The 10,770-nt window shown below is 61.9% G+C and carries 9 protein-coding genes; 5 read left to right on the top strand and 4 right to left on the bottom strand.

The window, feature by feature from the left end; all coding sequences use genetic code 11:
* Window positions 1-21 precede the first annotated feature (21 nt).
* The 3 genes from ACFOGH_RS08550 (at window position 22) to ACFOGH_RS08540 (ending at window position 2,894) form a co-directional block, all read left to right on the top strand.
* Window positions 22-1,017: an adenosine deaminase gene (locus ACFOGH_RS08550; protein WP_380072649.1), complete on the top strand. Its 996-nt coding sequence runs from the start codon at window positions 22-24 to the stop codon at window positions 1,015-1,017.
* On the top strand, window positions 1,010-1,642 hold the full coding sequence (upp, locus tag ACFOGH_RS08545) for a uracil phosphoribosyltransferase (protein ID WP_380072648.1): 633 nt from the start codon (window positions 1,010-1,012) through the stop codon (window positions 1,640-1,642). The genes ACFOGH_RS08550 and upp overlap by 8 nt, the downstream gene beginning before the upstream one ends.
* 67 nt (window positions 1,643-1,709) lie before the next feature.
* A complete protein-coding gene (locus tag ACFOGH_RS08540) occupies window positions 1,710-2,894 on the top strand; it encodes an SPOR domain-containing protein (protein WP_380072647.1) in 1,185 nt (394 codons plus the stop codon).
* Between the two features lie 193 nt (window positions 2,895-3,087).
* Here ACFOGH_RS08540 and ACFOGH_RS08535 read toward each other — a convergent pair whose 3' ends face one another.
* Together ACFOGH_RS08535 and ACFOGH_RS08530 are read right to left on the bottom strand one after the other, a co-directional pair.
* Window positions 3,088-4,104: a hypothetical protein gene (locus ACFOGH_RS08535; protein ID WP_380072646.1), complete on the bottom strand. Its 1,017-nt coding sequence runs from the start codon at window positions 4,102-4,104 to the stop codon at window positions 3,088-3,090.
* Between the two features lie 64 nt (window positions 4,105-4,168).
* Window positions 4,169-5,794, bottom strand: a complete 1,626-nt coding sequence (locus tag ACFOGH_RS08530) for an AMP-binding protein (protein ID WP_380072645.1) — start codon at window positions 5,792-5,794, stop codon at window positions 4,169-4,171.
* A 100-nt stretch (window positions 5,795-5,894) separates the two neighbouring features.
* Between ACFOGH_RS08530 and ACFOGH_RS08525 the strand changes: the two genes are divergently transcribed.
* Entirely contained in the window at window positions 5,895-6,815 is a 921-nt protein-coding gene (locus ACFOGH_RS08525; RefSeq protein ID WP_380072644.1) for a DMT family transporter, read from the top strand.
* A 287-nt stretch (window positions 6,816-7,102) separates the two neighbouring features.
* Here ACFOGH_RS08525 and ACFOGH_RS08520 read toward each other — a convergent pair whose 3' ends face one another.
* Window positions 7,103-7,681 (bottom strand): thymidine kinase, encoded by a 579-nt coding sequence (locus ACFOGH_RS08520; RefSeq protein WP_380072643.1) that lies wholly within the window; start codon window positions 7,679-7,681, stop codon window positions 7,103-7,105.
* A 418-nt stretch (window positions 7,682-8,099) separates the two neighbouring features.
* Between ACFOGH_RS08520 and ACFOGH_RS08515 the strand changes: the two genes are divergently transcribed.
* Window positions 8,100-8,552, top strand: coding sequence for a hypothetical protein (locus ACFOGH_RS08515; RefSeq protein WP_380072642.1), 453 nt, complete (start codon window positions 8,100-8,102; stop codon window positions 8,550-8,552).
* Window positions 8,553-8,901: 349 nt separating this feature from the next.
* Here the strand turns inward: ACFOGH_RS08515 and ACFOGH_RS08510 are convergent, their stop codons facing one another.
* A complete protein-coding gene (locus ACFOGH_RS08510; protein ID WP_380072641.1) occupies window positions 8,902-10,263 on the bottom strand; it encodes a DEAD/DEAH box helicase in 1,362 nt (453 codons plus the stop codon).
* Between the last annotated feature and the right edge of the window lie 507 nt (window positions 10,264-10,770).

Genomic DNA, 10,770 nt, shown 5'->3' with positions numbered 1-10,770 from the left:
CAGGATATTTAAGCAGAGAGGATGAACAATTTGAATCAAATGCCGAAGGTTGAGTTGCATCTGCATCTGGAAGGCGGCGCGCCGCCTGCGTTCATCAAAGGGCTCGCGCGGGAAAAGAGCATTGATATTGCGGGGATATTCAATGAGGACGGTTCTTATCGCTTCGCGGATTTCTGGGATTTTCTGAAGGTCTATGAGGCGGCTTGCACCACGCTGACCGGGCCGCAGGAGTTTTATCGGCTGACCCTCGCAGTGTTGGAAGAAAGTGCGGCGAGTGGGGTGGTTTACAGCGAGACCTTCCTTTCCCCCGATTTCTGCGGTGGCGGCGATCTGGGCGCGTGGCGGGAATATCTGCACGCGATTGAGGAAGCGGCGGCCAAGGCCGAGGCGGATTTCGGCATCACGTTGCGCGGGATTGTCACGCCGATCCGGCATTTCGGCCCCGAAAAGGCCCGCGTGGTGGCACGCTGTGCGGCAGAGACGGCGGGGCGGTTCATCACCGGCTTTGGCATTGGCGGCGATGAAAAGTCAGGCGCATTGAAGGATTTCTCATGGTCGTTCGATATGGCGCGTGAGGCGGGGTTGCGCATCACCGCCCATGCGGGCGAGTGGAAAGGGCCGGATGAGGTGCGCGCGGCGATCAACGATCTGGGGGCCGAGCGGGTTGGGCATGGCGTGCGGGCGATTGAAGATATGGCGCTGGTCGAGGAGATCGCCGAGCGCGGCATCGTGCTGGAGCTTTGTCCGGGCTCAAACGTGGCTTTGGGGATTTACCCCAGTTTCCGCGCGCATCCGATTGGCGAGATGTATGATCGCGGCGTGAAGGTGACGATCAATACCGACGATCCGCCGTTCTTCCACACCACGATGGCGCGCGAATACGAGATGCTGCATCAGGCGTTTGACTGGGACGAGGGCGTTTTTGCCAAGATCGCCCGCACCGCGCTTGACGCCGCGTTTTGTGACGCCGATACGAAAACCCGGATATTGAAAACTTTGGAGCAGGCCCATGGCTGAACATCTGACTGTCGTCTCGCACCCTTTGGTGCAGCATAAGCTGACGCTTATGCGCGAGAAGGACACTTCGACCGCATCTTTCCGCAAGCTGTTGCGCGAGATCAGCCTGCTGTTGGCCTATGAGGTGACACGGGAATTGCCGATGACGACCAAGGCCATTGAGACCCCGATCGAGGCGATGGATGCGCCGACGATTGATGGCAAGAAGCTTGCGCTGATCTCGATCCTTCGGGCGGGCAATGGCCTGCTGGACGGTATTCTGGAACTGATCCCGGCGGCGCGGGTGGGGTTTGTTGGATTGTACCGCGACCCGGAAACACTCCAGCCGGTGCAATACTACTGCAAGCTGCCCGATCATCTGGAAGAGCGGGTGTCGATTGTGGTCGATCCGATGTTGGCGACGGGCAATTCCTCGGCCGCGGCGATTACGCTTTTGAAACAATCGGGCGCGAAGAATATCCGCTTTTTGTGCCTGCTTGCAGCACCCGAGGGCATCGCCCGGATGAAAGAAGCGCATCCGGATGTGCCGATTGTCACAGCGGCAGTAGACCGTCAGTTGAACGACCATGGATATATTGTCCCAGGGCTAGGGGATGCGGGCGACCGGATGTTTGGCACTAAATAAAGCTTAGCCCCCTTTACTCGGAAACAATCCTGACGCATTCTTTCCCCAAAACCTCTTGGGGGGCGTCATGCTGTTGAAAATTGTATCGGTCGCGGTTTGCGCGGCTGTGGTGAGTCCGATTGTCGCTTCTGCGCAGACACTGGCGCAGATTGGGCAGCCTTCTGAGCTGCCTCCGGCAAGCTTCAAGGGCGCGCAATATGTCGATAGCCGGGGCTGTGTGTTCATGAACGCCAGCTATGCGGGGGCGCCGCGGTGGGTGGCGCGGGTGGATCGCAAGCATAAGGTGCTGTGTGGTTATCCGCCGACGTTTGGACCGAAGCCGCCGATTGAAGTCGCCGAAGATGTCGCGCCCGTGGCGCCTGTAGTGGTGAAGCCTGCCAAGGGCAATGCGCCGATGGCGACGGTGGCGAGTGCGATGATGCCTGAGGCGGTGGTGGTGAAGCCGGTGCCGAAAGAGCCGCTTAATCATAACCCACAGGGTTTGGTTGCGAATTTGCCAACGCCTGCCCAGACTTATGAGCGGGCGGCGACGGTGGTTGGGCCTGCGCCGGGCAAGATCGGCTGCTACACCTCGGCCCCGGTTGCGGAAGTGGTGCGGTTGCGCAATGGCGGCACGGCGGTGGTTTGCACGCGGGGCGACGGATCTTTGACCGGATGGCGGCCGCCGATTTATCCGCGCAATGCGGGTGTGGGTGCGGCCTTGCGGGATCCGGTTCAGGTGACGCGGGCGGATAATGCCGGTGTGGGGCAGGTGGCGGCTGCGGCACCTTCCTATGCCTCGGCCCGAGTGCCGGATGTGGTGGTGCCGAAGGGCTACAAACTGGCATGGGAAGATGATCGTCTGAACCCGATGCGCGGCGTTGGCACGGCTGAGGGGCAGGCGGCGCAGGATCAGTTGTGGACCCGCAAGGTGCCGTCGAAGCTGATTGTCGATGTGCAGAAGGCCAAAACCCGCAAATACAAACCTGCCACCGAAGTGACGGTTTCGTCGAAAGGCCAGGCAGAGGTTGCGCCGAAAGCGGCGCGGGGTGGGGCTTGGGTGCAGATTGGCACCTTTGGCGTGCCCGCCAATGCGGCAGGGGCTGCGGCGCAGTTGCAGGCTTTGGGGCTGCCGGTGGCAAAGTCGAAGCTGAACCGCGGTGGCAAGGCATTGCAGATCGTGATGGCGGGGCCGTTTGGGTCGGGTGCTGATGCGCAGGCCGCGTTGCGGATGGTGCGCGGGGCCGGGTTTGGCGACGCCTATATCCGCTGAGCCTATATCCGCTGAGAGTGTCGGCCAGATTTTTGAAAGCCCCTCGGTTCGCGCCGGGGGGCTTTTTCGCTCCGGGGTTTTCCCATCTGGGAATGACTTGTGGAAAATGCTGCGAAATTGAGCGAAAACCACTACATATTGTGGTTGGTGCGCACGTCAGGCGCGTTTGATCGTGAAAACGCTGCGCGGCGATTCAGCCCTGACAGATGTTCTGCAAGGCTTGCCAGTGCGGTTCTGACAGCACCTCTGGCTGGCTTCCGGCGGGGAAGGGATCGGCCTCAATCAGCGACAGGGTGGTTTCGCCGGTTTTGTCCAGCGCATAGGCATAGGGCTGCGAGGTGATCTTGGCGGCGGTGAAGGCGGCAAGTTTGGCCTCATCCGAGAGGGTGATCGCGGGCGGGGTCAGCAGGGTTTGGCCGTAGCCATCCAGCGCGTCGGCGGCAATCTCGCCGCTGGCCAGCAGGCGCACGGTGGCGACCAGTCCGGCCTTTTCCAGCAAGGGCTGCATCGGGTCTGCCACGGCGGCCTGCCCGGTGGCGGTGATGATATAGCCCGCGATGACATCGGGCGTGCTGGCTTGCACCAGCTTTTCCGGCAGGATCAGCAGATCGCCGGGCAGGGCGAGCGGGGCTTGCAGCGCATCGCGCACCACCAGCACATGCGGTGGATGGGTGGGGTTGATGCGCAGGCCCAAGGCGACTGAGGCGGCGGTGCCGTCTTTGCCGGTGCAGGGCGATCCGGTGACACGGGTCAGGTCTTGCAGCGCCAGTTTGCCCAATTCGCTGCGCGTCGCGGGGGGCAGCATGGCGGCGGTATAGTCGATCAGCTTACCCGGCAGCCAGAACACCGCAAGCGAGCCGATCACCGCGCCAAATCCGCCCAAAAGCACGCCGCGCAGGCGGCCGGGTTTGGGGCGGCGGCGTTCCAGTGCGGTGCGCACGGTGTCCAGCGCCGCCATCATGTCACGGTCGTCCACCTCAAGCGTTTCGGGGTCATCCTCGCCGGGGCTGTAAAGCGCGGGCAGTTTGCCGGGGTTCAGTCGGGTGAGGGCGGGGAGCGACCATTGCGCCAGCGCCATTTCGGTCTTGGGATCGGACAGCACAAGAGTGGCTTCGCGCAGGCCAACGACAACCTCGCGCAGTTGCGCCGAAGGGGTTTCGCGCCAGAGCCCCGGGCTTTCCAGCCGCAGGTATTTGCGAAGGGCCGTCATGGCGCAGTGGTGTCTTTTCCTGTTGTCATGGGGTGACGATAACCGCTTGTTTTGCAGGCCACAATCACGCGTCCATCAGTTTCGCCACTGCGCGCAGCTCAAACTTCTGGATTTTGCCGGTTGAGGTCTTGGGAAGTTCGGCAAACACCACATGCTTCGGGGTTTTGAAGCCGGCAAGGCGGGCGCGGCAATGCGCGATCAGCTCGGCCTCGGTGGTTTGCGCGCCGGGTTTCAACTCGACAAAGGCGCAGGGCACCTCGCCCCATTTGGCATCTGGTTTGGCGACAACGGCGCAGAGTGAGACGGCAGGGTGGTGCATCAGGGCGCCTTCAACCTCGACGGAACTGACGTTTTCGCCGCCCGAGATGATGATGTCTTTGGCGCGGTCGGTGATTTTCAGATAGCCGTCGGGGTGCTGGAAGGCGATGTCGCCCGAGCGGAACCAGCCGCCCTTGAACGCCTCGGCGGTGGCCTCGGGGTTCTTGTAGTAGCCCTTCATCACCATATTGCCGCGCATGGCGATCTCGCCTAAGTGGGCTGCGTCGCGGGGGACGGGGTTGCCGTGGGTGTCGTGGACTTCGGCCCCTTCCAGCATGGCCATAGTGACGCCGGTGCGGGCCTTGAGGGCGGCGCGGTCATCGCCGGTGGCGGTGTTCCATTCGGTTTGCCACAGGCATTCGGTGGCGGGGCCGTAGGTTTCGGTCAGGCCGTAGACTTGGGTGACGTTGAAGCCGAGGGGCTCGAACGCGGCGAGGGTGGCGGCGGGGGGCGGTGCGCCTGCGGTGAACACCTCGACCGTGTGGGAGAAGGCGCGGCGATCAGTGGGGGCGCAGTTGATCACGGTGTTCAGCACGATCGGTGCGCCGCCGAAATGGGTGACGCCTTCGTCGGCGATGGCGTCATAGATGGCGCGGGCGGTGATGTCGCGGCAGCAGACAATGGTGCCGCCCAGCATCGGGATCATCCATGGGTGGCACCAGGCGTTGCAGTGAAACAGCGGCACGATGGTGAGGTAGGTGGGGAACAGTTGCATCCGCCATGCCAGCGCATTGCCCGTGGTGGCAAGATAGGCACCGCGATGGTGGTAGACCACGCCCTTGGGGCGGCCGGTGGTGCCAGAAGTGTAGTTGATCGCAAGGCTTTCCCATTCATCCTCGGGCATGATCCAGGGGTGCTGGGGGTCGCCTGTGCTGATGAAGGATTCGTAAGTGGTGTAGCGGTTTGAGGCGGTGAAGCCGTGGTCGACGACCTCGATGATCTGCGGGGCCGGGGTGGTCATCTGGGCGATGGCGGCCTCGGCCAGCGGCAAAAAGGCGGTGTCGCAGAGCAGCAGTTTCGCGCCTGCGTGGCCGAAGATATAGGCGACGGTGTCAGCCTCCAGCCTTGTGTTGATGGCGTTCAGCACGGCACCTGCGGCGGGGACGCCGAAATGCGCCTCAACCTGCGCGGGGATGTTGGGGAGCAGGGTCGCCACCACATCGCCGGGTTGGATGCCGGATTGGGTCAGGGCATGGGCGAGTTGGCTGACGCGGGCGGCGTAATCAGCGTAGGTCAAGCGGGTGGATTTCCACACGAGTGCTGTGCGGTGGGCAAACACATCCGACGCGCGGCGCAGGTGCGACAGTGGCGTGAGCGGTGCATAGTTTGCCCGCGTCTTGCCCAAACCGGATTCGTCTGCCAGCCAGCCCATGATGTTCCCTCCCCGAAACCTTGTGCGAGATGTCGCTTTCTGACGTGCAGAGTGGAAGGCTTCAAGGCAGTTGGAAAGCTGGAAATCGAAGGATCATGCGATGTCAGCGACCAAAGACCATACTTTAGCCGCCGCCGCCCTGATCTTTACCTATGCGATGATCATCGGCTTTACCGATAATTATGTGAAGGTGATCGCGGCCGAGGCTGGGCTGTGGCAGTTTCACTTCACCCGGACCGCGATGGCGATGGTGTTGCTGGCGGGTTTGGCGGCGGTGTTGGGGTTGCGGCTGCGCCCGGTCAATCTGCGGGCGGTGCTGGCGCGATCGAGCATTCACGGGCTGGCGATGGTGATCTATTTTGGCGCGCTTGCGTTTTTGCCGGTGGCTTTGGTGGCTGCAGGGCTGTTCACCGCGCCGATCTTTGTGCTGCTGATTTCGCGCTTTGCCTACGGCCATGCGATTGGCCCGGTGCGGATTGTCGCGGTGGCGGTGGGGTTTATCGGCGTCATTCTGGTGCTGGGGCCAGAGGCGATGTCTGGGGCGTCGCTTGCCGCGCTTTTGCCGGTGATTGCCGGGGCGATGTATGCGATGGGCAATATCGCCACCCGCGAATGGTGCCCGGAGGAGAGCGCCGAAACCCTGCTGGCCGGGTTCTTTCTGGCCTTGGGGGTGATTGGCGCGGTGGGGATGGCGGTGCTGGCGCTTTGGCCGATTGCGGTGCCGCTGGGCAGCGACGGGTTCTTGCAGCGGGGGGCGGTCTGGGCCTCTGGCGCGTTCTATTTCTGGACGTTTGTGCAGGCGGCGGGGTCGTTGTTGGGGGTCGGCATGATGATCCGCGCCTATCAGATCACCGAGGCCAGCCGGGCATCGGTGTTGGAATACATCATCCTGCCGGCCTCGGCTTTCTGGTCTTACCTGATCTGGGGCGAGACGCTGACGCCGCTTGCGGTGTTCGGCATGGCGCTGATCGTGGCCGCGGGGGCGATGATCGCGCTGCGGGCGAAGGTGCAAGAGGCTTAGGGCGGAAGGAAATGCGATCTTGGACAATTTGGCGAAGGCCATCGCCTTCGCCATGCGGTTCAAGTTCCGCTGAAACCGCCGGGCCCCAAAGGCCCGGCCAGCGCCCGACCCGCCGATGGCGGGCGCTTCTCGCCCGCCGGGTCGGGCACTGGCCTTCTGGCGTGATTGCTGAACGGAATACGGGGTGAAGCCGCGCACGCGGGCGGGAAAACGCGATGCGTTTTCTGTTTCCGCCCGGAAGGTGCGATGGCCTTCGCCAGATTGTTCCAGACGAATGTCGGTTCGGCCTAACCGCCCACAGCCTCGCGCCAATGCCTGCGGCAGAGGCTGACGTAGGTTTCATTGCCGCCGATTTGCACCTGCTCGCCATCCTTCAGCGCGCGGCCATCGGGGCCACGGCGGATCACCATGGTCGCCTTCTTGCCGCAGTGGCAAATCGTGCGGACTTCGCGCATTTCATCCGCCCAAGCCAGCAAGGCCGCCGAGCCGGGGAAAAGATTACCCTGAAAATCCACCCGCAGCCCGTAGCACATCACCGGCACGCCCAGGTCATCCACCGCACGGGCGAGTTGCCAGACTTGCGGCTTGGTCAGGAATTGTGATTCGTCAATAAAAACGCAAGCGATCTTGTCTTTCGCAAAACGATCTTTGAGCTTTTCGAACATATCGTCGTCAGGGCCGAAGGTATCTGCGGGCTCACCAATGCCGATGCGGCTGGCGATGCGGCCCATGCCTGCGCGGTTGTCGAATTGTGCGGTGATCAGATAGGTCTGCATCCCGCCTTCGCGATAGTTATGCGCGGCTTGCAACAGCAGGGTCGATTTGCCCGCGTTCATGGTGGAGTAGTTGAAGTAAAGCTTGGCCATGCGCTGCTCTAACGCATGGCCAAGGGGGCTGGCAACCCCGCCGCAATGGGCTGCGGATTGCCGCGAAACACTGATACTCGAACCAACCAGAACACTGGCAACAACAACACTGGCACCAACAACACAAACCTTGGGTGGGGCCAGCCAGGCCGCCCGAAATTTTTACGCACGATCAAGCGAACCTGACCGCAAACCATGTGTTAGGTCCGCCGTGCGACCGTGACACATGCCCCAGTTTGCCCTGATGGACCTATGCACGGCGGAACCCCACCCACACCAACGCTGGGGGCGCTGGCCACTCACTACAGTTCCAGTTGCCCGGAACACCTTTATGAATGACAAAAGCTTAGGACGGGATTAATGGGAAAAGACAAAATGAATTCCCCGGATACGTCTTTCGGGGAGCGTGAGGCGCATTATGAGTACTGAAACCTACCTGAAAAAGCACACCGAGGCTTTGGTCAAAGATGTTGGCATCGAGGCGGCCTGCGAGCTGACCGGCAAGTCGAAAGCGACGCTGGGGCGCTACTATTCTGACTCGGGCGAACATGACGACCGTTTCATGCCGATTGACGTGGTGGCACAGCTGGAATCTGCGGCAAGGTTCCCGCATGTGACCTCGGCGCTGGCCGATCTGCGCGGCATCACGCTGAGCTATGATCCCGAAAAGCGCAACTCGGATGGCAAGGGCGTGAATGGTGATGTGGTGGCACTGGCGCAGCGCTTTGCCATGCTGATGGCCGAATACAACACTGCGATTGGCGATGGGGTGATTTCGGTGAACGAAGCCAAACGGATGCTGCGGGAAACCCTGGCCATTCAACAGGTTCTGCTGGAGATGAAGCTTAATCTGGAAGAGGAAGTTAGCTAAGGCTTTGGCAGTAGGAATGAAAAGCGCCCGGATGATCTCCGGGCGTTTTTCATTTTGTCGGTTGGTTTGGGGTATGGTGGGGCAACGGTCAAAGTGCAGATTCTGGCGAAGGCCACCACCTTCGCCATGCGGTGCAAGTGCCGCTGACACCGCCGGGCCTTAAAGGCCCGGCCAGCGCCCGACCCGCCGATGGCGGGCGCTTCTCGCCCGCCGGGTCGGGCACTGGCCTTCTACGGTGCGTGCTGAACCGAGTACGGGTTCATGCCTCCCACGCGGGCGGGGAAACGCAATGCGTCTCCTGTTTTCGCCCGGATTTGGCGACACGCAATCGTGTGAACGTTGGTCGGCCTTAGCGCGGCGTGCGGTTGCCCGCAGCGCGCGGCTTGGCCGCACCCTCGCTGCGGCGGGGCGCAAAATTGCCGCCTGCGGGCTTCGGCTTGCCCTGCGGTTTGGCACCGGGTTTGCCGGGGGCCGCGCGCTGGATCGGCTGGCTGCCGGCCTTCTGGCCGCCACGGCCTTGCCCCGGACGCTGACCGCGGTTCTGGCCGGGTTTCGGTGCCGCTGCCACCACATCGGCGGCCCAAGGCGCACCGCCCAAGACCGGGATGGTCTTTTTCAGCAGCTTTTCAACGGCTTGCAACTCACCCATCTCGGCAGGTGCGCAGAAGGAAATCGAGGTGCCTTCCTTGCCCGCCCGCGCGGTGCGGCCGATGCGATGCACGTAGTTTTCCGGCACATTCGGCATGTCGTAGTTATAAACATAGCGCACGCCCGGAATGTCGATACCGCGCGCGGCCACATCGGTGGCCACCAGCACATCCAATTCAGCATTGCGGAATTCGGTCAGCGTGCGGTCGCGCTGGTTCTGGCTTTTGTTGCCGTGGATCGAGCCTGCCTTGAAGCCCCACGCCACCAACAGCTTCATCAGCTTTTCCGAACCATGCTTGGTGCGGCCAAACACCAGAGCCTGCTCGCCTGGATGTTTCAGCAGATATTCCTTCAGAACCAAGGCCTTGTCGCCATTCGGCAGATAATGCACGCCTTGATCAATCCGCTCGACCGGCTTGCCCGGAGGGGCGACCTGCACCTTGATCGGGTTTTGCAGATAGGTCTCGGCGAGTTCCTCAATATCCTTCGGCATGGTGGCCGAGAACAGCAGGGTCTGGCGTTTCAGCGGGATATGCTTGGCGATTTTGCGCAAAGAATGGATGAAACCCATGTCAAGCATGTGGTCGGCCTCGTCCAGCACCAGATAGCCGGTGGCGTGCAGCGAGACATCGCCACGCTCCAACAGATCAATCAGGCGGCCGGGGGTGGCGACAAGGATATCAGCGCCCCGTTTCAGCTTTTCGGCCTGTTTGAACAGGCTGGCGCCGCCGACGACCATGGCGACCTTGACGGCGGTGCCTTTGGTGAAAATCTCAAGGTTATCCGCGATTTGGCTGACGAGTTCTCGTGTGGGGGCCAGGATCAGCGCGCGCACGGTTTTCGGGGCGGGCGGATGGCCCAGATCAAGGATGCGGTGCAGCAAGGGCAAGCCAAACGCGGCGGTCTTACCGGTGCCGGTCTGCGCCAGACCCATCAAGTCTTTGCCCGCCATGATATGCGGGATCGCCTGCACCTGAATAGGCGACGGCATCTTGAGGGTGGTTTTTTCCAATGCTTTCAGAATGCTGTCCGAAAGCCCGAGGTCTGCGAAAGTGGTGGTCATAACAGTCTTTCCGGCGGCCCAAAGCCGCCCGTCCACCCCATTGGGGCGGCAGTGGGAAGCGACACCCCCTCGCATCAGGCCCGTGCCCGATACCGTGACTGCCGCGGAACCCCTGCGTGCGGTGGGAACCAGTCTCCATGGCCTTACACATGCTCACGCGGCACGGGCACTATGGATGAGAGGGGAAATGGGGGATTTGTGGGGGGAAGTCAAGGGGGGAGGGGGTGCGCATCATTCCGCGCACCCCCAAGAGCTTACTTCTCTTTGCGAACGCCCTTGAAGGGATCCTTGCTAGAAGTCTTTACGTCCATGAAGCGGCCAGTGTTCGTGTCCCGTTTCACGTAGTGCCCGGAAGGCGTTTGTGTTTGGGAGCGATCTTTGACTGCGCCGTTGCGTTTGCCGTCGCCAGTTGGGGGATTGGTAGCCATTTTGTAAGTCCCTAGCTGGTATGGCAGGCGTTACAGCAAGTATAGCAACCGTTGATCCGTGCCCAAGTCGGGTGATTGC

It is taken from the genome of Cypionkella sinensis, from assembly GCF_042646385.1.
Taxonomy (GTDB): domain Bacteria; phylum Pseudomonadota; class Alphaproteobacteria; order Rhodobacterales; family Rhodobacteraceae; genus Cypionkella; species Cypionkella sinensis.
Note: the sequence above shows the minus strand (reverse complement) of the source record. Positions and strands in the feature narration are given on the sequence as shown.

Bases quoted from the DNA above. Each gene is read 5' to 3' on its own strand.
- ACFOGH_RS08515 (WP_380072642.1), top strand. From the start codon at position 8,100: ATGAGTACTGAAACCTACCTGAAAAAGCACACCGAGGCTTTGGTCAAA.
- ACFOGH_RS08530 (WP_380072645.1), bottom strand. From the start codon at position 5,794: ATGGGCTGGCTGGCAGACGAATCCGGTTTGGGCAAGACGCGGGCAAAC.
- upp (WP_380072648.1), top strand. From the start codon at position 1,010: ATGGCTGAACATCTGACTGTCGTCTCGCACCCTTTGGTGCAGCATAAG.
- ACFOGH_RS08540 (WP_380072647.1), top strand. From the start codon at position 1,710: ATGCTGTTGAAAATTGTATCGGTCGCGGTTTGCGCGGCTGTGGTGAGT.
- ACFOGH_RS08510 (WP_380072641.1), bottom strand. From the start codon at position 10,263: ATGACCACCACTTTCGCAGACCTCGGGCTTTCGGACAGCATTCTGAAA.
- ACFOGH_RS08525 (WP_380072644.1), top strand. From the start codon at position 5,895: ATGTCAGCGACCAAAGACCATACTTTAGCCGCCGCCGCCCTGATCTTT.
- ACFOGH_RS08520 (WP_380072643.1), bottom strand. From the start codon at position 7,681: ATGGCCAAGCTTTACTTCAACTACTCCACCATGAACGCGGGCAAATCG.
- ACFOGH_RS08535 (WP_380072646.1), bottom strand. From the start codon at position 4,104: ATGACGGCCCTTCGCAAATACCTGCGGCTGGAAAGCCCGGGGCTCTGG.
- ACFOGH_RS08550 (WP_380072649.1), top strand. From the start codon at position 22: ATGAACAATTTGAATCAAATGCCGAAGGTTGAGTTGCATCTGCATCTG.